Origin of the sequence: Microbispora sp. H10670, assembly GCF_014161385.1 — a bacterium.
Taxonomy (GTDB): Bacteria; Actinomycetota; Actinomycetes; order Streptosporangiales; family Streptosporangiaceae; genus Microbispora; species Microbispora triticiradicis.
Map to the genome: position 1 here is coordinate 106,174 of NZ_JABBWW010000012.1, position 19,838 is coordinate 126,011.

The window sequence follows — 19,838 nt, forward strand, 5'->3', positions numbered from 1 at the left end:
GGCGGGCCGCAATCGCCCACAGGCCCGCGGGCTGTGCGCGAAGCCGGTCGAGGGTCCGGGCCGGCGGGCCGAGCGCCGGCCTGCTCGCCGAACAGCAGCAGGCGACGCTCGCCCAGGACTGTCGCCTGTGACAGGGCACCGGCCCGCGGGGTCGTCGCCTGTGGCCACGCCGGTTTCGCGGGGCCCCGGCCCGGCAGGGCCGGGCTGACGTGGCCGGGGGTGCCTGTCCGGCGCCGCCGCGAGGGCGGCGCCGGACGACAGCGCCAGGTGCCCGGCGCCGAAGTCCGGCGCCGGGGTCCGTCAGGGACGGGTCACAGGCCCGCGGCGGTGCGCAGCGCGTCGGCCCGGTCGGTGGACTCCCAGGAGACGCCCTCACGGCCGAAGTGGCCGTACGCGGCGGTCTCGGAGTAGATCGGGCGCAGCAGGTCGAGGTCGCGGATGATCGCGGCCGGGCGCAGGTCGAACACCTGGAGCACCGCGTCCTGGATCACGTTGACCGGCGCCTTCTCGGTGCCGAACGTCTCGACGAACAGGCCGACCGGCTGCGCCTTGCCGATCGCGTACGCCACCTGGACCTCGCAGCGGTCGGCCAGACCGGCCGCGACGACGTTCTTGGCGACCCAGCGCATCGCGTAGGCGGCCGAACGGTCCACCTTGGACGGGTCCTTGCCGGAGAAGGCGCCGCCGCCGTGGCGGGCCATGCCGCCGTACGTGTCGATGATGATCTTGCGGCCGGTGAGCCCGGCGTCGCCCATCGGGCCGCCGATCTCGAAGCGGCCGGTCGGGTTCACCAGCAGGCGGTAGCCCTCGGTCTCGATCTCCAGGTCGGCCAGCACCGGCTCCACGACGTGGTCGCGGATGTCGGGGGCCAGCATCTCCCGCAGGTCGATCTCCGGGGCGTGCTGGGTGGAGACCACCACGGTGTCGAGGCGGACCGGCCGGTCGCCGTCGTACTCGATCGTGACCTGGGTCTTGCCGTCCGGGCGCAGGTAGGGAACGGTCCCGTTCTTGCGGACCTCCGACAGGCGGCGGGCCATCCGGTGCGCGAGCGTGATCGGCAGCGGCATCAGCTCGGGGGTCTCGCGGCAGGCGTAGCCGAACATCAGGCCCTGGTCGCCCGCGCCCTGGCGGTCGAAGTCGTCGGCGCCCTCGCCCTCGCGGTGCTCGTAGGCGTCGTCGACGCCCTGGGCGATGTCCGGCGACTGGGCGCCGATGGACACCGACACGCCGCAGGAGGCGCCGTCGAAGCCCTTGTGGGAGGCGTCGTACCCGATCTCGAGGATCTTCTCCCGGATCAGGGCGGGGATGTCGACGTAGGTCTCCGTCGTCACCTCGCCGGCGACGTGGACCTGGCCAGTGGTGATCAGCGTCTCGACGGCGACCCGGCTCTTCGGGTCGTCCTTGAGCATCGCGTCGAGAATCGCGTCACTGATCTGGTCAGCGATCTTGTCCGGGTGGCCCTCGGTGACCGACTCGGAGGTGAACAGGCGACGGGACAACTCTGGGCTCCTCATGCAGCGGCTGCTGACGTCTGTGAAGGACCGGCGGTAGGGCCTACCGGCGGCCATTCGATGCTCACGCGAGTCTAGCCTCAGGCGATGCGGCGCGGCACAGCCATCCCGGTTCCGGCCACGTCACCGGTTCCCCGACAGGCGGCGGGCAGGACGCGCCCGCCGGGGTCCCGGACGCTCGTCAGAGGTCGGGGAGGGGATCTCTGGGCAGGTCACCCGGGGAGAAGGCCTCGGCGTCCGCCGCCGCGACCACCGCCGCGTACTCGTCGTCGACCTCCAGGGTCATGCCGTCGATCTCGATCCTCGGGCCCGACCCGAACTCGACCGGCCCGAGGCGCGTACGGCGGGGATAGCGGGCCCACACCCGCGACGGCTCGTCCCGCGTGAGCATCTTGGTGGACAGCAGCGTGACCGAGCGGTTCGTCACGACGACGAGAAAGCTGATCATGGCAGGAGGAGGCAGGGCCACCGCGGGAAAGACATAGCGGATGTCCTCGCCGGGGCCGAGCATGGCCCGGCAGCGCTCTCTGATCGTGGCGGACACCGGCATGCGATCGCTCCCTCGACGCACCCTGCGGAGGCGGGCACGGACGCCCGCACCGGCACCACGCGAGGTCCGCGAGGGGTCGAGGTCCACGAGGGGTCAGGGGAGACGCCGTACCACCAGGTTCCACACTACGTCGGCGAGATCCTCTTTGGGACCCCTCGGAATCTCCACCGACTCACCCTCCGCGGTGAGGACGACCGCGGCGTTGTCGGGCGTGCCGAACGCGAGGTTCTCCCCCACCTGGTTGACCACGAGCAGGTCGCAGCCCTTGCGTTCCAGCTTGGCGCGCCCGTTGGCGAGGACGTCGTCCGTCTCCGCCGCGAAACCCGCGATCACCCGGGGGTACGTCCTGCCCCCGGCCCGGCGGGTCTCCCCCAGCTCAGCCAGGATGTCCGGATTTTTCGTGAGATGGATTGGATCGGGCTCGGCGGCCGACTTCTTGATCTTCGTGCCGCTCTGCCGTACGGGCCGGAAGTCCGCGACGGCGGCGGCCATGACGACGGCGTCGGCGTGCTCCGCCGCGGCCAGGACCGCCTCACGGAGCTGCGTCGCCGACTCCACCCGCACCACCTTCGCGCCCGCCGGGTCGGGCAGCGCCACGTTCGCCGACACCAGCGTGACCTCCGCGCCCCTGGCGACGGCCGTACGGGCGAGGGCGTATCCCTGCAGCCCCGAGGAGCGGTTGCCGATGAAGCGGACGGGGTCGATCGCCTCACGGGTGCCACCGGCGGAGACGACGACGTGCCGCCCCGCCAGATCGCCGCCGCGGCCCGCGAGCACGCGCCGGCAGACCTCGAAGATCTCGGCGGGGTCCGGCAGCCGCCCGGGGCCCGTGTCGGCGCCGGTGAGCCTGCCGCTCGCGGGTTCGATCACCACCGCGCCCCGCTCCCGCAGCGTCGCCACGTTGGCGCGCGTGGCGGGGTGCTCCCACATCTCGGTGTGCATCGCGGGCGCGAACACCACCGGGCATCGCGCCGTGAGCAGTGTGTTCGTGAGGAGGTCGTTCGCCATGCCGTGCGCGGCCCGGGCCAGCACGTCCGCCGTCGCCGGGGCGACGACCACCAGGTCCGCGGACTGCCCGATGCGCACGTGCGGCACCTCGTGCACCGACTCCCACACCTCTGTGGTCACCGGGTTGCCCGACAGCGCGGCCCAGGTCGGCTCGCCGACGAAACGCAGGGCGTCCCTGGTCGGCACGACGCGCACGTCGTGTCCCGACTCCGTGAAGAGGCGCAGCAACTCGCAGGACTTGTAGACCGCGATGCCCGCGCTGACGCCCAGCACGACTGTGTTTCCCGCTTCGCTCATCGGGGCGCTCATACCCGGCGCCTTCCCTCGTCGCTCGTCCCTCGCTCCTCAGTCCAGACCGCCGGCGCGCCCCTCCGGCTCGCTCGGGGTTCTCCGCGTCGCTCATCGAGGCGCTCACCCCTGGCTGGTCGTGCCGGAGGCACGCGAGGAATACAGCCCTCGTCGCTCGTCCCTCGCTCCTCGGTCCAGACCGCCGGCGCTCCCCTCCGGCTCGCTCGGGGTTCTCCGCGTCGCCGCCGGCGGGGCGGGGGTCAGCCCTCGATGGGCTCGGAGGTCAGCAGGCCCTCGGCGACCTCGCGCAGGGCGATGGACAGCGGCTTCTCCTGGGCGTGGGTCTCCACGAGGGGCCCGACGTACTCCAGCAGGCCCTCGCCGAGCTGGGAGTAGTAGGCGTTGATCTGGCGCGCCCGCTTCGCCCCCATGATCACAAGGCTGTACTTGCTGTCGACGATGTCGAGGAGCGAGTCGATCGACGGGTTGGTGATGCCTTCCGCGTAGGCGGCGCTGCTTGCCACGTCAGTGATTCCCCTAGCTAGGTGAGTGTCCCAGCAAGGTTATCAGCCGGTGGCACACGTCATCGACGGACGTGTTGACGAGGGTGAGGTCGAACTCCTTCTCCGCCGCCAGCTCGACGCGTCCCGCCTCCAGGCGGCGGGCGATCACGTCGGGAGGCTCGGTGCCGCGGCCGCGCAGCCGCCGCTCCAGCTCCTCCCAGCTCGGCGGGGCCAGGAACACCAGCAGGGCCTCGGGCATGGTCCTGCGCACCTGCCTGGCGCCCTGCAGGTCGATCTCCAGCAGAGTGGGGACGCCCGCCGCCAGCCTCTCCAGCACCGGACGCCTGGGCGTGCCGTACCGGTTGCCGGCGAACTCGGCCCACTCGAGAAGCTCGCCGGAGGCGACGAGCCGGTCGAACTCGTCGTTGCCGGCGAAGAAGTACTCCACGCCGTGCGTCTCCCCCGGACGGGGCTTCCGGGTTGTCACCGAGACCGACAGCCACACCTCCGGGTGGGACCGCCGGAGCTCGGCGACGACCGTGGACTTGCCCACACCCGACGGACCGGACAGGACCGTCAGGCGCGGGCGGGGTGTGGAGTCACCTCCGCGTGCCCGGGACCCGCTGTCGGTCGCCGCCTCATGGGCCCGATCTCCAGCGGACCAGGACGTTTCGGTCACTCCGTACCCCCGTGAACTCGTTCGTACGCCGCCGAGATCAGCTCTCGGCGCCGCCGAACTCGCGCTCAAGGGAGGCGCGCTGGTTGGCGCCGAGACCCCGCACACGGCGGGATTCGGCGATACCAAGGCGCTCCATGAGCTGCTTGGCGCGGACCTTGCCGACGCCAGGGAGCGACTCCAGCAGAGCCGAGACCTTCATCTTGCCGATGACGTCGTCGGTCTGCCCATCCTTCAGCACCTCAGCCAGAGAAACCGCGCCGTGCTTGAGCCGGTTCTTGACCTCGGCACGCTCCTTGCGTGCCTTGGCGGCCTTCTCAAGAGCTGCGGCGCGCTGCTCGGGGGTCAGGGGAGGAAGAGCCACGCCGGGTCACCTCGAATTTCTTGTCGATGTACTCGGACGGGAGGGGAAACTAGCTGGTCTTGGCCGTAACGGCAACGTCAAGAGAGGTTTCTCGGACCATAAAATTGATTTTACTACTTCCAGTATTGGAAAAGTTACTCTGGGTAGATCAAAACCGCCTCAGCAGGCCCGGAACGGATGACGCTTCGTTACGGGCCCGATGAGACGTTCAGGGACTTTCAGGGGGTGATCACGGGGTGCTCACAGGGCGCACGCGGCGCAGCGCGGCGGCGATCGCGGCGGCGGCGGCGCCGGGGTCGGGCGCCCCGGTGATGGGCCGCCCGATCACGAGGAGGTCGGCCCCCTGGGCGACCGCGTCCTCGGGGGTGGCCACCCTCGCCTGGTCCTGGGTGCCGGCGCCCGCGGGCCGTACGCCGGGGGTGATGAGCGTGATCTCCGGGCCGACCTCGGCCCGCACGGCGGCGACCTCCCGGGGCGAGCAGACGAGGGCCTGCGCGCCCGCTCCGACGGCCACGGCGGCCATACGGCGCGCGGCCTCGTCCGGGGGTCCCTGGATGCCCACCTCGCGGAGATCGGCCTCGGAGAGCGACGTCAGGAGCGTCACGGCCGCGATCCGCGTGCCGGGGGACGCCTCGACGGCCGCCCTGACCATGGCGGGACCCCCCGCGGCGTGCACGGTCAGGTAGGTGGGCTTGAGCCGGGCGACGGCCCTGGCGGCCGCGCCCACGGTGTTCGGGATGTCGTGCAGCTTCAGGTCCAGGAAGACCTGCACGCCGCTCGCGCCGCGCACCGAGGCGATCACGTCGGGCCCGTACCGCAGGTAAAGTTCCAGTCCCACCTTGACCGTGGAGACGTGCGGGGTGACCAGACCGGCCCAGCGGGCCGCGGTCTCCAGGTCGGGCGCGTCCAGGGCGACGGCGATGGGGGCGGGCGTGGTCAAAGCGAACTCTCCTCCAGATCGGTGCGTGTGCGTGGTTGCGCGCCCGCCGGGCGGTGGGCCAGGCCCACGACGTCGGCGAGGCGGTCGAACCCGCGCGCCTGCAGAAGCTCCTCCAGCTCCCTCAGGACGCGCGGGCAGGCGTAGGGGTCGTGGAACAGGGCCGTGCCCACCGCGACGGCGCAGGCGCCCGCCAGGACGAGCTCAAGGGCGTCCCTGCCGGTCGTGACGCCGCCCATGCCCACGATCGGCACCCCGGGCAGCGCCGCGTGCACCTGCCACACGCAGCGCACCGCCAGGGGCCGTACGGCGGGGCCGGACAGGCCGCCGGTGCCGGCGGCGAGCGCGGGACGCATCGAGTCCACGTCGATGCTCATCCCGACCGGCGTGTTGATCATCGCGAGGGCGTCGGCGCCGCCGTCCACGCACGCACGCGCGACCGCGACGACGTCCGCCACGTCCGGCGACAGCTTGGCGATCACCGGCACGTCGTACGGCGTCGCCGCGCGCACCGAGGCCACGACCTCCGCGGCGGCCGAGCCGTCGCGGGCGAACACCCTGCCGCGGTCCTCGACGTTCGGGCAGGACAGGTTGACCTCCACGGCGGTGACGCCGGAGACCCCGGCCAGGCGCCGCGCCAGCGCGGTGTACTCGGTCACGGTGCCGCCGCCGATCGACACGACCGTACGGGCGCCCCGCTCGGCCAGCCAGGGCAGCTCGCGCTCCAGGAACGCCTCGACGCCGGGGCCCTGGAGGCCGACGGCGTTCAGCAGCCCGGAGGGGGTCTCGGCCATCCGCGGCGTCGGCCGCCCCGCGCGCGGGGCCATGGTGATCGACCGGGTGACGAACGCGCCCAGCCGGTGGACGTCGGAGAACTGGGCCAGCTCACGGCCGGTCCCGCCGCAGCCGGAGGCGGTCAGGATCGGGTTGGGCAGTTCCACGTGCGCCAGATAGGTCCGGAGGTCGGCCGTCACCGCCGGCGCCCCCGCCTCGGCTCAGGCATGCCGTCCGCCTGGCGCGCCGAGCGCGTCGAACGGGATCGTTCCGACGTCGTCGAACCGCACGCGCTCGCCCCGGAACACCGGCCCGTCGGCGCAGGCGCGGACCATCCGGGTCACCCCGTCGTCGCCGATGACCGGCACCACGCACGTCATGCAGACGCCGATGCCGCACGCCATCCGCTCCTCCACGGCGACCTGCACCGGGATGCCGAACTCGGCCGCGACCGCGGTGACGCCGCGCAGCGTCTCCATCGGGCCGCAGGCGTAGACGACGTCGGCCCGCGCGTCGGCGATGACCCCGGGGAGCACGTCGGTCACCCGGCCGCGCATGCCGAGCGAGCCGTCCTCGGTGGTCAGCGTGGTCGTCTCGCCCATCCGGCGGGCCCGCAGCGCGCCGAAGACCCGGTCGGCCGACGGCGCCCCGAGCACGAAGTCGACCCGGCAGCCCCGCTGCTGCAGCGCGTCGCCCAGCGCGAACAGCGCCGCCGCGCCGTGCTCGTCGCCCACCAGCACACAGGTGCAGGGGTCGCGGGGCAGCGGGAAGGGCCGGCCCAGCGGGCCGACCAGGTCGAGCGTGTCGCGCACCCTGAGGTCGGCGAGCCAGGCCGTCCCCGCGCCGCGCACGCCGAAGACGAGCTCCACCGTGCCACCGTAGTCCGGCTTCACGTCGTGGACGGTGAAGGCCCGCCGGGTGAGCATCGAGGTGTTCCGACCGCCCACGGCGACCGTGACGAAGTGGCCGGGCCGGAACCGGTCGGCGATGCCCGGGGCGACGACGGTGAGCGCATGGTAGGCGTCCACCCGGCGCGTCGTCAGCACCGTTCCCGTGACCTGAACCGGACTCCCGGCCACTAAGTCCTCCCTGCTCATGGCGCTCGCTCCGCTCGCGCGGCTACGGGCGCCGAAGCTGGCGAGGTCGTGCCGGAGGCGCGCAGTGTATCCAGCCCTCGTCGCTCCGGGTCGCTCGTGCCTCGCTCCCTCGCTCCTCAGTCCAGATCGCCGGCGCGCCCTCCGCGCTCATGGCGCCCTCCAGATAGATGCCCCGGGCTAGTCTCGCAGCCTCCTGGCGTGTTCCTGGAGGGAACGCACGTCGATGTCGCCCCGGACGAGTTGCTGGATGCCCTGGACCGCGGCGGCCAGGCCCTGGACGGTGGTGATGCAGGCGATGCCGCGGTTGACGGCGGCGGTGCGGATCTCGTAGCCGTCCAGGCGCGGCCCGGACTGACCGGGGCTGCCGAACGGGGTGTTCACGATGAGGTCCACCTCCCCGTCGAGGATGCGGCGCACGATCGTCGGCTCGCCGCCGGGGCCCGTCCCCTCGCTGTGCTTGCGCACGATCCTGGCACGGACGCCGTTGCGGCGCAGCACCTCGGCGGTGCCCTCCGTGGCGAGGATCTCGAACCCGAGGTCCGCCAGCGCCTTCACCGGGAAGATCGCGGCCCGCTTGTCCTTGTTCGCCACGGAGACGAACGCCCGGCCCTTGGTGGGCAGCGCGCCGTACGCGGCCGACTGCGACTTGGCGTAGGCCGTGCCGAAGAACTCGTCGATGCCCATGACCTCGCCGGTCGAGCGCATCTCCGGCCCGAGGACGGTGTCGACGCCGCGGAACCGGTTGAACGGCAGCACCGCCTCCTTGACCGCGACCGGCGCGTCCAGCGGCAGCGTGCCGCCGTCGTAGCCCTCCGGCAGCATGCCCTCGGCGCGCAGCTCGGCGATCGTGGCGCCCATCGTCAGCCGGGCCGCGGCCTTGGCCAGCGGCACCGCCGTCGCCTTGGACACGAACGGCACCGTACGGCTGGCCCTGGGGTTGGCCTCCAGGACGTACAGCACGTTCGCGGCCAGCGCGTACTGGACGTTCAGCAGGCCGCGCACGCCGACGCCGCGGGCGATGGCCTCGGTGGCGGCGCGGATGCGCTTGACGTCGTAGCCGCCCAGCGTGATCGGGGGCAGCGCGCAGGCCGAGTCGCCGGAGTGGATGCCGGCCTCCTCGATGTGCTCCATGACGCCGCCGAGGTAGAGCTCCTCGCCGTCGAACAGCGCGTCCACGTCGATCTCGATGGCGTCGTCGAGGAACCGGTCGATCAGCACCGGGTGCTCCGAGGCCGCCCGGGCCATGTAGGTCGCGAGCGTGTCCTCGTCGTACACGATGGCCATCCCCGCCCCGCCGAGGACGTACGACGGCCGTACGAGCACGGGGTAGCCGATCTCCTCGGCGACCGCCTTCGCCTCGTCCACGGTCGTCGCGGTGCCGTGCTTGGGCGCGGTCAGCCCGGCCTCGGACAGGACCCGGCCGAACGCCCCGCGGTCCTCGGCGAGGTGGATCGACTCCGGCGAGGTGCCGACCACCGGCACCCCGGCGTCCTTGAGCGCCTGCGCGAGGCCCAGCGGCGTCTGGCCGCCGAGCTGGACGATCACTCCCGCGACCGGCCCGGTCTCCCGCTCGGCGTGCACGACCTCCAGCACGTCCTCCAGCGTGAGCGGCTCGAAGTAGAGCCGGTCGGAGGTGTCGTAGTCGGTCGAGACGGTCTCGGGGTTGCAGTTGACCATCACGGTCTCGTAGCCGGCCTTGGCCAGCTCGAACGACGCGTGGACGCAGGCGTAGTCGAACTCGATGCCCTGGCCGATGCGGTTGGGCCCGCTGCCCAGGATGATCACCTTGGGCCGGTCCCCCACCGGCACCTCGGTCTCCTCGTCGTACGTGGAGTAGAGGTAGGGCGTGCGCGCGGCGAACTCGGCGGCGCAGGTGTCCACGGTGTTGTAGACGGGCCGCAGGCCCAGCTCGTGCCGGGCGGCGCGCACCTCGGCCTCGGGAACCCCGAGGATCTCGGCGATCTGCGCGTCGCTGAAGCCGTGCCGCTTGGCCGTGTCCAGGGTGGGCCGGTCGAGCGCGGTGATCGACCGGGCGACCTCGTCGATCGCGAAGAGCTGGTCGACGAACCACGGGTCGACCGAGGTGGCCTCGTGGACCTGCTCGGGGGTGGCGCCCGCCCTGATCGCCTGCTGCATCGTGCGCAGCCGCCCGTCGTGGGGGCTGCGGCAGGCCTCCAGGAGCGCGTCCAGGTCGCCGGGCTCGCCCGCCCAGGTGAACGACGACCCCTTCTTCTCCATCGACCGCAGCGCCTTCTGCAGCGCCTCGGGGAACGAACGGCCGATCGCCATCGCCTCGCCGACCGACTTCATGTGGGTGGTCAGCGTCTCGTCGGCCCCGGCGAACTTCTCGAACGCGAACCTCGGCACCTTGACCACGATGTAGTCGAGCGACGGCTCGAACGACGCCGGGGTCTCCTTGGTGATGTCGTTGGGGATCTCGTCGAGGGTGTAGCCGATCGCCAGCTTGGCGGCGATCTTGGCGATCGGGAAGCCGGTGGCCTTCGACGCCAGCGCCGACGACCGCGACACGCGCGGGTTCATCTCGATGACGATCATCCGGCCGGTCGCCGGGTCGACCGCGAACTGGATGTTGCAGCCGCCGGTGTCGACGCCGACCTCGCGGATGACCGCGATCGCGACGTCGCGCATGTTCTGGTACTCGCGGTCGGTCAGCGTCAGCGCGGGCGCCACGGTCACGCTGTCGCCGGTGTGGACGCCCATCGGGTCGATGTTCTCGATGGAGCACACGATGACCACGTTGTCGTTGCGGTCGCGCATGACCTCCAGCTCGTACTCCTTCCAGCCGAGGATCGACTCCTCCAGGAGCACCTCGGTGGTCGGGGACGCGTCGAGGCCGGCGCCCGCGATGCGGCGCAGCTCCTCCTCGTCGTGCGCGAAGCCGGACCCGGCGCCGCCCATCGTGAAGCTCGGGCGGACGACGACCGGGTAGCCCAGCTCGTCCGCCGCGCGCAGGCACTCGTCCATCGTGTGGCAGATCGCGCTGCGCGCCGACTCGGCGTTGAGGCCGTGCTCGGCGGCCACCTTCGCGACGATCTCCTTGAACCGCTCGCGGTTCTCCCCCGCCTGGATGGCGTCGATGTCGGCGCCGATCAGCTCGACGCCGTACTTGCCGAGGACTCCCGCCTCGTGCAGCGCCACCGCCGTGTTCAGCGCCGTCTGGCCGCCCAGCGTGGGCAGCAGCGCGTCGGGCCGCTCCTTGGCGATGATCTTCTCGACGATGTCCGGCGTGATCGGCTCGACGTAGGTGGCGTCGGCGAACTCGGGGTCCGTCATGATCGTGGCCGGGTTGCTGTTGACCAGGACGACCCGGAAGCCCTCGCTGCGCAGGACCCGGCAGGCCTGGGTGCCCGAGTAGTCGAACTCGCACGCCTGTCCGATGACGATCGGGCCGGAGCCGATCACCATGACGGACCTGATGTCCGTACGCTTAGGCACCCTTGGCCCCCTTCTTGCTCATGATCTCGCAGAACTCGTCGAACAGGTAGGCCGCGTCGTGCGGGCCGGCCGCCGCCTCGGGGTGGTACTGGACGCTGAACGCGGGACGGTCCAGCAGGCGCAGCCCCTCCACGCAGTCGTCGTTGAGGTTGACGTGGCTGACCTCGGCCGCGCCGTACGGCGTCTCGAAGGGCCCGTCGAGCGGCGCCTGCACGGCGAAGCCGTGGTTGTGCGCGGAGATCTCGACCTTGCCGGTCCTGCGGTCCTGCACCGGCTGGTTCACGCCTCGGTGGCCGTACCGCAGCTTGTAGGTGCCGAGGCCGAGCGCCCTGCCGAGGATCTGGTTGCCGAAGCAGATGCCGAAGAACGGCACGCCCGCGTCCAGCACCTCGCGCAGCGACTCGACCGCGTACCCGGCCGCGGCGGGGTCGCCGGGGCCGTTGGAGAAGAAGACGCCGTCGGGGCCGAGGGCGAGGATGTCGGCGGCGCCGGCGGTGGCGGGCAGCACGTGCACCTCGCAGCCCCGCTCGGCCATCCGCTCCGGGGTCATCGCCTTGATGCCGAGGTCGACCGCGGCGACGGTGAAGCGCTTGCGCCCGCGCGCCGGCACGACGTACGGCTCGGGCGTGCTGACCTCGCGGGCGAGGTCGGCGCCCTCCATGCCGGGCGAGCGCCGCACGCGCTCGACCAGCTCGGCGACGTCGCCGCCCTCGCTGAAGACGCCGGCGCGCATCGCGCCGCGCTCGCGCAGGTGGCGGGTGAGGGCCCGGGTGCCGGACATGGCGATGCCGACGACGCCCTGCTCGCGCAGGTAGTCGTCGAGCGTCCGGCGGGAGCGCCAGTTCGACGGGATCCGCGACGGCTCGCGCACCACGTAGCCCGCGACCCAGACGCGGCGGGACTCGGGGTCCTCGTCGTTCACGCCGGTGTTGCCGATGTGGGGGGCGGTCATCGCCACGATCTGGCGGTGGTAGGAGGGGTCGGTGAGGGTCTCCTGGTAGCCGGTCATGCCGGTGTTGAAGACCATCTCGCCGAACGTCTCGCCCACGGCGCCGTACGGCGTTCCCTCGAAGACGCGTCCGTCCTCGAGAACCAGCAGGGCTGTCATACGAGCTTCCCTTCGAGAACGGTGGGGCGGCCGCGCAGGAACGTGGCGACCACGCGGCCGGGCAGGGTCATCCCCTCGTACGGGGTGTTCCGGCTCTTCGACGCCATCGCGGTGGGGTCCACGGGCCGCCGGACCGACGGGTCGTACAGGGTGAGGTTGGCGGGCGCGCCGGGCTCGATGGGCCGGCCGTGCCCGGACAGGCGGCCGATCCTGGCCGGCCGCGCGGACATGCGGTCGGCGACGCCGGCCCAGTCGAGCAGCCCGGTCTCGACCATGGCCTCCTGGACCACCGGCAGGGCGGTCTCCAGGCCGATCATGCCCATCGCCGCCGCGGCCCACTCGGTCTCCTTGTCCTCGACCGGGTGGGGGGCGTGGTCGGTGGCCACGCAGTCGATCGTGCCGTCGGCGAGGGCCTCGCGCAGCGCGCGCACGTCCTCGGCGGTGCGCAGCGGCGGGTTCACCTTGTAGATCGGGTTGTACGGCCCGAGCGGCGAGGTCTCCGCGCAGGAGTCGGTCAGCAGCAGGTGGTGCGGGGTGACCTCGGCGGTCACGTCCCAGCCCTTCGACTTGGCCCACCGGATGATCTCGACGGAGCCGGCGGTGGAGACGTGGCAGACGTGCAGCCGGGAGCCGACGTGCGCGGCGAGCAGGCAGTCGCGGGCGATGATCGCCTCCTCGGCGACGGCCGGCCAGCCGGTCAGGCCGAGCCTGGCCGACACCTCGCCCTCGTTGAGCTGGGCGCCCTCGGTGAGCCGGGGCTCCTGGGCGTGCTGGGCGACCACGCCGTCGAACGCCTTGACGTACTCCAGCGCCCGGCGCATCAGCACCGCGTCCGAGACGCACTTCCCGTCGTCGGAGAAGACCCGGACGCGGGCCGCGGAGTCGGCCATCGCGCCGAGTTCGGCGAGCTGGCGGCCCTCCAGGCCGGAGGTCACCGCGCCGACGGGCTGGACGTCGCAGTGGCCGGACTCCTGGCCGAGCCGCCAGACCTGCTCGACCACCCCGGCGGTGTCGGCCACCGGGGAGGTGTTGGCCATCGCGTGGACGGCGGTGTAGCCGCCGCGCGCCGCGGCCTGGGTGCCGGTCTCGACGGTCTCGGCGTCCTCCCGGCCCGGCTCGCGCAGATGGGTGTGCAGGTCGACGAGGCCGGGCAGGGCGACCAGCCCGGCGGCGTCGATCGTCTGGCCGGCCTCGGCGCCCGCGAGGTCGCCGATCTCGGCCACGACGCCGTCGCGCAGCAGGATGTCGCGCGGGGCGCCGCCCAGGATGCGGGCGCCCCTGATGAGGATGGTGGTCACAGCTCCCTCGTGAAGGTCGTACGCGTTCATTCGGCGCCTCCGATGGCGGGCTCGGAACCGCCGAGCAGCAGGTAGAGGACGGCCATCCGGACCGTGACGCCGTTGCCGACCTGCTCGACGATCGTCGAGCGCGGCGAGTCGGCGACCTCCGCCGAGATCTCCATGCCGCGGTTCATCGGCCCGGGGTGCATGACGATCGCGTCGTCGTGCAGGCGGGCGAAGCGGTCGCGGTCGAGGCCGTAGCGACGGCTGTACTCCCGCGCCGAGGGGAAGTAGGCCGCGTTCATCCGTTCGAGCTGGACCCGCAGCATCATCACGACGTCCGACTTCGGCAGCACGGCGTCGAGGTCGTACGACACCTGGCAGGGCCAGCTCTCCACCGCCACCGGCAGCAGGGTGGGCGGCGCGACGAGCGTGACGTCCGCGCCGAGCGTGTGCAGCAGCAGCACGTTCGACCGGGCGACCCGGCTGTGCAGCACGTCGCCGACGATCGAGATCTTCAGACCGTCGAGCCGGCCGAGCCTGCGGCGGATGCTGAACGCGTCGAGCAGCGCCTGCGTCGGGTGCTCGTGGGTGCCGTCGCCGGCGTTCACCACACTGCCGCGCACCCAGTTGGCCAGGCGGTGCGGCGCGCCCGAGGCGCTGTGCCGGATCACCACGGCGTCGGCGCCCATGGCCTCCAGGGTGAGCGCGGTGTCCTTCAGCGACTCGCCCTTGGACACGCTCGACCCCTTGGCCGAGAAATTGATCACATCGGCCGACAGGCGCTTGGCCGCGGCCTCGAAGGAGATGCGGGTCCGGGTGGAGTCCTCGAAGAAGAGGTTCACCACCGTCCGGCCGCGCAGCGTCGGCAGCTTCTTGATCGACCGCTGCGAGACCCGGGCGAGCTCCTCCGCCGTGTCGAGGATGAGGAGGGCGTCGTCGCGGGTGAGGTCGCCGGTCGAGAGCAGGTGCGGCTTCATCGGTCGTCCCCCTTGATGAGCACGACCGCGTCGCGCCCGTCCGTCTCCTCCAGGAAGACCTTGACCTTCTCGCTCTTGGAGGTCGGCAGGTTCTTGCCGACGTAGTCGGCGCGGATCGGCAGCTCCCGGTGGCCGCGGTCCACCAGCGTGGCGAGCTGGACCGCCCGGGGCCTGCCCACGTCGTTCAGCGCGTCGAGCGCGGCGCGCACCGTACGCCCGGAGAAGAGCACGTCGTCCACGAGGACGACGGTCCTGCCGTCGACGCCGTCCGGGGGAAGCTCGGTGCGGCCGAGCGGGCGCGCCGGACGCAGGCGCAGGTCGTCGCGGTACATCGTGATGTCGATCGCGCCGACGGGGACCTTGATCCCCTCGAACTGCGCGATCCGGCCGGCGATCCGCTGGGCCAGGGTGGCGCCGCGGGTGGGGATGCCGAGCAGGACGACGCTCTCGGCGCCTCTCGTCCGTTCCAGGATCTCGTGCGCGATCCGCGTGAGCGCCCGGTGGATGTCGGGCCCCTCCAGGACGGCGCGGGCCTGATTTTGGACATCGGACATGAAAAAGTCACCACCTTTCCCGCCTCACGGGACGGGTCTTAAAAGGGTGTCAGGTCTGCTTAGAGTATCAGGGCCCTCCGCCATCCCCCCTCCCGCCAGGGGTGATACGCCGGGGAGGCGGCGTACGCCCCGGGTCCCCGGGGGATCGGAAGCCGCATCACATCGGGTGTCGGGGATTTCGGTGAGAGCACTGTTTGGCGCTCTTTTTTCCAATCAGCTTGACCTTTGGGAGTGTCGGCTTTACCGTCACTGTCCGTAACCACAACACGCGACCTTCCTGGGTAAAACCCGACGCAGCGGTCACCGAAGGTGCCGGGGCCGGTGCCAGCCCCGGTGTTCGGAACGCTTGGGACAAGGACGCACAATCAAGTGAGAAGAGACATAGAAAGCCGGGGGCCACACGATGCCGTCTGACTACGCCAAGTCGCTGGGCGCGCGCCTGCGCGCCATCCGGACCCAGCAGGGGCTGTCCCTGCACGGTGTCGAGGAGAAGTCCCGTGGCCGGTGGAAGGCCGTCGTCGTGGGCTCCTATGAGCGGGGTGACCGCGCGGTGACCGTGCAGAAGCTCGCCGAGCTCGCGGACTTCTACGGGGTGCCGGTCTCCGAGTTGCTGCCGGGCGGGGCCGCTCCCAGCCCGCTCGCCCCGGCTCCCAAGCTGGTCATCGACCTGGAGCGGCTGTCGCAGCTGCCGAAGGACAAGGCCGGTCCGCTGGCCCGCTACGCGGCCACGATCCAGAGCCAGCGTGGTGACTACAACGGCAAGGTGCTGTCCATCCGGCAGGAGGACCTGCGCTCGCTGGCGGTCATCTACGACAAGTCACCCGTCGAGCTGACCGAGGAGTTCATCAACTGGGGCGTGCTCGACGCCGAGGCCCGCCGCGCCGTCGAGTCCTTCTGACCAACTCCCCCCCGGCCGTTCCCTCCGACCACCGGGCCGCCGCGGCGGCCCCCCATCGGCCTCCGCACGCCGGGGAGCCGCGTCACGAGTGATTCCTGTCATAGGGGGATAGGCAGGACATGACTTTTTTCGTGGGCTCGGAGGTGGGCAGGCTCCGCCAGGTCCTGGTCGACATCCCCGAACTGGCGCTCAAGCGGCTCACCCCCGGCAACAAGGACGGCCTGCTCTTCGACGACGTGCTCTGGGTGCACCGCGCGCTGGAGGAGCACCGGGAGTGGTGCGAGGTGCTCACGGCGCGCGGCGTCACGGTGCACCACCTCGGCGACCTCCTGCGGGAGGCGATCGAGGTGCCCGACGCGCGCAAGCACATCCTCGACGGCAGCGTCGACGAGCACTGGTTCGGCCCGCTGACCGCCGACGCGATCCGCAACACGCTGGACGCCCTCGACGGAGCCGCGCTCGCGCCGTACCTGACCGGCGGGATCACCAAGCGCGAGATCATGGAACTGGGCTGCGACCCGGGGTCCGTCGTCTTCCACGCGCTCGGCATGGACGACTTCGTCCTCCCGCCGCTGCCCAACCACCTGTTCGCCCGCGACACCTCCTGCTGGGTGTACGGCGGGGTGTCCATCAACGCGATGCGCAAGAAGGCGCGCAGGCGCGAGACCCTCAACTTCGAGGCGGTCTACCGGTGGCACCCGATGTTCGCCGCGGGCTACGGCGACCCGTCCGGCGGGGGGTTCGACGTCTGGTACGACGGCACCCGCATGGCCCCCGCCACCATCGAGGGCGGTGACGTGCTGGTGCTCGGCGACGGCGTCGTGCTCGTCGGGATGAGCGAGCGCACCCAGCCGCAGGCGGTCGAGATGCTGGCGACCAAACTCTTCCGGGCGGGCGCGGCGACCCGCATCGTGGCGCTCGACCTCCCCAAGACCCGCGCGTTCATGCACCTCGACACCGTGATGACCAACGTCGACGTGGGGGTGTTCACCAAGTACGCCGGGCTCGGCATGCTGCCGTCGTACACGGTGGAGCCGGGCGACACCGACAAGGAGCTGAAGGTCACCGACCATCCGCCCGAGGACATGCACCGGGCGATCGCGCGGGCCCTCGGCCTGGACGACATCAAGGTCCTCACGCCGACGCAGGACGTGCACGCGGCCGAGCGCGAGCAGTGGGACGACGGCTGCAACGTGCTGGCCCTGGAGCCGGGAGTCGTCGTCGCCTACGAGCGCAACACCACGACCAACAACCACCTGCGCAGGCACGGCATCGAGGTCATCCCGATCCGGGGCAGCGAGCTCGGCCGCGGGCGCGGCGGGCCCCGCTGCATGAGCTGCCCTCTGGAGCGCGATCCCGTCTGAGGCCGCACCCGGCCGCCGGCGGACCGTGGGCGGGCGCCCCGGCCCGTGCGGACCGCCTTCTCGCGGGCGCGTCGCGTGGCCAGGCCGTCCCGTGTGGCTGACGAACTCGACGGAGCGGGCAGGCGGAGCCGGGCCGCTCGCGCGCCGGCCTCCCGCTTTTGCAGCGCCGTCAGCCGGCCATGGGGAGGGTGGGGCGGCCGGGCAGGCCGAGGATCGACTCGACCTCGCCGACGAACCGGTCCGCTTCCGCTATGATCTCGTCTGCGTCGTTCTGAGTGACGGCCCGGACCATTCCGGCCTCGACCGCCGCTCGCTTGGTCGCGCTCATCGCGAAGTAGGCCGCCCAGTCCGCGAGCTTCGGCTCGACCTCGGGAAGCAGTTCCCAGGCGCTGCGCAGCCGCCGCCTGCGTCCGTCCATCGGACGCGGACGCGCGGCGAGGATCCCGGCGGCCGCGCGCAGCGCCGCGAGATGGGCCGACACGTAGCGGTCCGCGGGCGTGGGCCCGACGGTCGCGTCGGCGAGGCACGCCCTGGCGTCCGCGAGACGCGCCAGGACCGCCTGCGGAAGCCGGGGCCCGGTCCGCTGATCGCCGTTCTCTTCAGTCATGCCCGCCTCCTTGAGTCGTGGCATCCGGCGAAGGCCGCCGGTGACTTCACAGTCGCAGACAGCACCGACAATTTCGATCGGCCGCGTAATCCCGGGCACCACCGGGATCACGCGGCTTTCTCACGCTCCCGTGGGCGGCCGGACGAGGAGCTTCCCCTCTCCCCGTCCGGCCCACGCCGCGGGCCGTGCCGCATCCGTCTCCGCCGACGACGTAGGCACGGATCCGACGGTGTGGGCGCAGGCCGCGAGTCCCGCGCCCACTCCATCGAACATAGATTCGACCATGCCTGCTGTCAAGGCTGTCAACGAACAAGGGTTCGAGGACTGGCAGGGGCCCGTACGACGAAGGGCCCCGCGCGAACACCTCGCGCGGGGCCCTCCGATCCGCTGGCTATCGCCGGAAAGCACCTCTGACGTGCACGGGGACTCCCTTGCCGAGCATGCCCGGAAGGACCCCGGCCACGTTCATCGGCAGCCGTACACAGCCGTGCGACGCCGGATAAAGCGGCACCGACAGCGCGCCGTGGAGGGCGATCCCGCCGTTGAAGAAGATCGGGTTGTAGAGCTGACCCAGGTAGGACCGGTGCCAGCCCCTGGCCCGCCACGTGGTCTTGTAGTCGCCGGTCGGCGTGCGGGCACTGCCGGAGAAGACCTGCCTCTTGCCGTTCCACACGGCGTACTCGGTGTAGGGAATACCGCTGCCGCTGGAGATGTGACTGATCAGCACCGGGACGCCGGAACGATACAGAACCATCACCTGTTTGGTCAGGTCCACCTCGACCCGGGTGGCCTTGCCGCGGGGCACGAGGACCCGGGGCGCGCGGGGGTTCTCCAGCGCTCTCCAGGTGCGGGCGGCGACCGTGCTGGTCGGCTTGATCCCCTGCACCTTCTGGAACGCCCAGACCGCCGTCAGCGTGGCCCCGCCGTACCGGCCGTCGGCGCTGCCGGGCACGTAGCCGAGCTCCTTGAGACGGGCCTGCAGCGCCTTCACGGCGGCGCCCTTCGCCCCGAGCCTGAGCGTCTTGCCCGGCGCCTCGAACGGCGGGTATCCGGCCCGTCCCGGCAGGGCTCCCCGCGCTCCGGCCACCCGCGTCGCGACCGTCCGCGCGCCGGACACCGGCGCCGCGCCGGCGAGGCCGGACGTCGCGTACGTCACGGCTCCCGCCGGAACGGCTGCGCCGGCCCGCGCCGGGCCGGCGACCCCGGCCGTCGCGAACGCCACGGCCCCCATCGCGACGAGCATGGCCGCGGCCGGTCGCCGTCGACCTCTCATCATGACCAACCCCTCATAAGCCTGATTCCTAACAAAGGACTCACCTTACGGTCGGATTGCGAGCCGTGTGATCACAAGTGGCGATAATCGGCCGCGTCTGTCCTGGCAATCCGTTTAGAGTGGCCGGGTGCCGGAAAAGTTGCATCCGAACGTCGCCCGAGTCGAGCAGGCCCTGCGGGAGCGGCAGGTGACCGGTGAGGTCGTCGTGCTGGACGACGCCGCGCCGACGGCCGCCACGGCGGCGGCCCAGCTCGGCTGCGAGATCGGCGCGATCGCCAACAGCCTGATCTTCGACGCGGACGGCGCGCCGCTGCTGGTGCTGACCAGCGGCGCCCATCGCGTGAACACCGACCTGATCGCGCGGCTCGTCGGAGCGGCGAAGGTGCGCAGGGCGACGCCGGAGTTCGTCCGGGAGCACACCGGGCAGCCCATCGGCGGCGTGGCCCCGGTCGGGCACCCGGCGCCCGTGCGGACGCTCGTGGACACCTGGCTGGGCAAGCACGAGGTCGTGTGGGCCGCCGCCGGGCATCCGCACTCGGTCTTCCCGACCTCCTTCGACGAGCTCGTACGGATCACCGGGGGCACCCCCGCCGAGGTCGGGTGACGTCCG

The 19,838-nt window shown here is 71.9% G+C and carries 19 protein-coding genes; 3 read left to right on the forward strand and 16 right to left on the reverse strand.

From position 1 onward, the window contains the following. Window positions 1-311: 311 nt before the first annotated feature. The 14 genes from metK to pyrR all read right to left on the reverse strand — a co-directional run bounded on the left by metK (window position 312) and on the right by pyrR (window position 15,086). Window positions 312-1,499, reverse strand: coding sequence for a methionine adenosyltransferase (gene metK / locus HHX33_RS18730; RefSeq protein WP_117408575.1), 1,188 nt, complete (start codon window positions 1,497-1,499; stop codon window positions 312-314). 193 nt (window positions 1,500-1,692) lie between these two features. Then, window positions 1,693-2,061 carry a hypothetical protein gene (locus tag HHX33_RS18735; RefSeq protein ID WP_117408574.1) on the reverse strand — a complete coding sequence of 123 codons (369 nt, stop codon included), beginning with the start codon at window positions 2,059-2,061 and terminating at the stop codon, window positions 1,693-1,695. 93 nt (window positions 2,062-2,154) lie between these two features. Beyond that, window positions 2,155-3,366 carry a bifunctional phosphopantothenoylcysteine decarboxylase/phosphopantothenate--cysteine ligase CoaBC gene (coaBC, locus tag HHX33_RS18740; protein WP_182875741.1) on the reverse strand — a complete coding sequence of 404 codons (1,212 nt, stop codon included), beginning with the start codon at window positions 3,364-3,366 and terminating at the stop codon, window positions 2,155-2,157. A 251-nt stretch (window positions 3,367-3,617) separates the two neighbouring features. Then, on the reverse strand, window positions 3,618-3,881 hold the full coding sequence (gene rpoZ / locus HHX33_RS18745) for a DNA-directed RNA polymerase subunit omega (protein WP_117408572.1): 264 nt from the start codon (window positions 3,879-3,881) through the stop codon (window positions 3,618-3,620). Between the two features lie 13 nt (window positions 3,882-3,894). After that, the gene (gene gmk / locus HHX33_RS18750) at window positions 3,895-4,440 is read right to left on the reverse strand and encodes a guanylate kinase (protein WP_244361583.1); all 546 of its coding nucleotides are present in this window, start codon (window positions 4,438-4,440) and stop codon (window positions 3,895-3,897) included. Window positions 4,441-4,576: 136 nt separating this feature from the next. After that, the gene (gene mihF / locus HHX33_RS18755; RefSeq protein ID WP_030450375.1) at window positions 4,577-4,900 is read right to left on the reverse strand and encodes an integration host factor, actinobacterial type; all 324 of its coding nucleotides are present in this window, start codon (window positions 4,898-4,900) and stop codon (window positions 4,577-4,579) included. A 229-nt stretch (window positions 4,901-5,129) separates the two neighbouring features. Beyond that, entirely contained in the window at window positions 5,130-5,840 is a 711-nt protein-coding gene (pyrF, locus tag HHX33_RS18760) for an orotidine-5'-phosphate decarboxylase (RefSeq protein WP_182875742.1), read from the reverse strand. Then, window positions 5,837-6,811 carry a dihydroorotate dehydrogenase gene (locus HHX33_RS18765; RefSeq protein WP_117408569.1) on the reverse strand — a complete coding sequence of 325 codons (975 nt, stop codon included), beginning with the start codon at window positions 6,809-6,811 and terminating at the stop codon, window positions 5,837-5,839. The genes pyrF and HHX33_RS18765 overlap by 4 nt, the downstream gene beginning before the upstream one ends. A gap of 21 nt (window positions 6,812-6,832) precedes the next feature. After that, a complete protein-coding gene (locus HHX33_RS18770) occupies window positions 6,833-7,708 on the reverse strand; it encodes a dihydroorotate dehydrogenase electron transfer subunit (protein WP_117408568.1) in 876 nt (291 codons plus the stop codon). A gap of 177 nt (window positions 7,709-7,885) precedes the next feature. Further along, on the reverse strand, window positions 7,886-11,164 hold the full coding sequence (carB, locus tag HHX33_RS18775; protein WP_182875743.1) for a carbamoyl-phosphate synthase large subunit: 3,279 nt from the start codon (window positions 11,162-11,164) through the stop codon (window positions 7,886-7,888). Continuing rightward, on the reverse strand, window positions 11,157-12,272 hold the full coding sequence (gene carA / locus HHX33_RS18780; protein ID WP_182875744.1) for a glutamine-hydrolyzing carbamoyl-phosphate synthase small subunit: 1,116 nt from the start codon (window positions 12,270-12,272) through the stop codon (window positions 11,157-11,159). The genes carB and carA overlap by 8 nt, the downstream gene beginning before the upstream one ends. Next, on the reverse strand, window positions 12,269-13,570 hold the full coding sequence (locus tag HHX33_RS18785) for a dihydroorotase (protein ID WP_182875745.1): 1,302 nt from the start codon (window positions 13,568-13,570) through the stop codon (window positions 12,269-12,271). Before HHX33_RS18785 ends, carA begins: the two co-directional genes overlap by 4 nt. Before the next feature lie 26 nt (window positions 13,571-13,596). Further along, the gene (locus HHX33_RS18790) at window positions 13,597-14,532 is read right to left on the reverse strand and encodes an aspartate carbamoyltransferase catalytic subunit (RefSeq protein ID WP_117408564.1); all 936 of its coding nucleotides are present in this window, start codon (window positions 14,530-14,532) and stop codon (window positions 13,597-13,599) included. Continuing rightward, window positions 14,529-15,086: a bifunctional pyr operon transcriptional regulator/uracil phosphoribosyltransferase PyrR gene (pyrR, locus tag HHX33_RS18795; protein WP_117408563.1), complete on the reverse strand. Its 558-nt coding sequence runs from the start codon at window positions 15,084-15,086 to the stop codon at window positions 14,529-14,531. Before pyrR ends, HHX33_RS18790 begins: the two co-directional genes overlap by 4 nt. Window positions 15,087-15,489: 403 nt before the next feature. Here pyrR and HHX33_RS18800 point away from each other — a divergent pair, with 403 nt between their 5' ends. Beyond that, window positions 15,490-15,984, forward strand: a complete 495-nt coding sequence (locus HHX33_RS18800) for a transcriptional regulator (protein ID WP_117408562.1) — start codon at window positions 15,490-15,492, stop codon at window positions 15,982-15,984. A 119-nt stretch (window positions 15,985-16,103) separates the two neighbouring features. Further along, window positions 16,104-17,348: an arginine deiminase gene (locus tag HHX33_RS18805; RefSeq protein ID WP_182875746.1), complete on the forward strand. Its 1,245-nt coding sequence runs from the start codon at window positions 16,104-16,106 to the stop codon at window positions 17,346-17,348. Window positions 17,349-17,517: 169 nt separating this feature from the next. Here the strand turns inward: HHX33_RS18805 and HHX33_RS18810 are convergent, their stop codons facing one another. After that, the gene (locus HHX33_RS18810) at window positions 17,518-17,955 is read right to left on the reverse strand and encodes an SAV_6107 family HEPN domain-containing protein (protein ID WP_117408560.1); all 438 of its coding nucleotides are present in this window, start codon (window positions 17,953-17,955) and stop codon (window positions 17,518-17,520) included. A gap of 391 nt (window positions 17,956-18,346) precedes the next feature. Then, on the reverse strand, window positions 18,347-19,231 hold the full coding sequence (locus tag HHX33_RS18815; protein ID WP_259402621.1) for a L,D-transpeptidase family protein: 885 nt from the start codon (window positions 19,229-19,231) through the stop codon (window positions 18,347-18,349). A 124-nt stretch (window positions 19,232-19,355) separates the two neighbouring features. Between HHX33_RS18815 and HHX33_RS18820 the strand changes: the two genes are divergently transcribed. Then, on the forward strand, window positions 19,356-19,832 hold the full coding sequence (locus tag HHX33_RS18820; protein WP_182875747.1) for a YbaK/EbsC family protein: 477 nt from the start codon (window positions 19,356-19,358) through the stop codon (window positions 19,830-19,832). The last annotated feature ends 6 nt before the right edge of the window (window positions 19,833-19,838 follow it).

Bases quoted from the DNA above. Each gene is read 5' to 3' on its own strand.
- HHX33_RS18800 (WP_117408562.1), top strand. From the start codon at position 15,490: ATGCCGTCTGACTACGCCAAGTCGCTGGGCGCGCGCCTGCGCGCCATC.
- HHX33_RS18805 (WP_182875746.1), top strand. From the start codon at position 16,104: ATGACTTTTTTCGTGGGCTCGGAGGTGGGCAGGCTCCGCCAGGTCCTG.
- carA (WP_182875744.1), bottom strand. From the start codon at position 12,272: ATGACAGCCCTGCTGGTTCTCGAGGACGGACGCGTCTTCGAGGGAACG.
- pyrR (WP_117408563.1), bottom strand. From the start codon at position 15,086: ATGTCCGATGTCCAAAATCAGGCCCGCGCCGTCCTGGAGGGGCCCGAC.
- HHX33_RS18770 (WP_117408568.1), bottom strand. From the start codon at position 7,708: ATGAGCAGGGAGGACTTAGTGGCCGGGAGTCCGGTTCAGGTCACGGGA.
- HHX33_RS18815 (WP_259402621.1), bottom strand. From the start codon at position 19,231: ATGATGAGAGGTCGACGGCGACCGGCCGCGGCCATGCTCGTCGCGATG.
- HHX33_RS18790 (WP_117408564.1), bottom strand. From the start codon at position 14,532: ATGAAGCCGCACCTGCTCTCGACCGGCGACCTCACCCGCGACGACGCC.
- HHX33_RS18735 (WP_117408574.1), bottom strand. From the start codon at position 2,061: ATGCCGGTGTCCGCCACGATCAGAGAGCGCTGCCGGGCCATGCTCGGC.
- HHX33_RS18810 (WP_117408560.1), bottom strand. From the start codon at position 17,955: ATGACTGAAGAGAACGGCGATCAGCGGACCGGGCCCCGGCTTCCGCAG.
- coaBC (WP_182875741.1), bottom strand. From the start codon at position 3,366: ATGAGCGAAGCGGGAAACACAGTCGTGCTGGGCGTCAGCGCGGGCATC.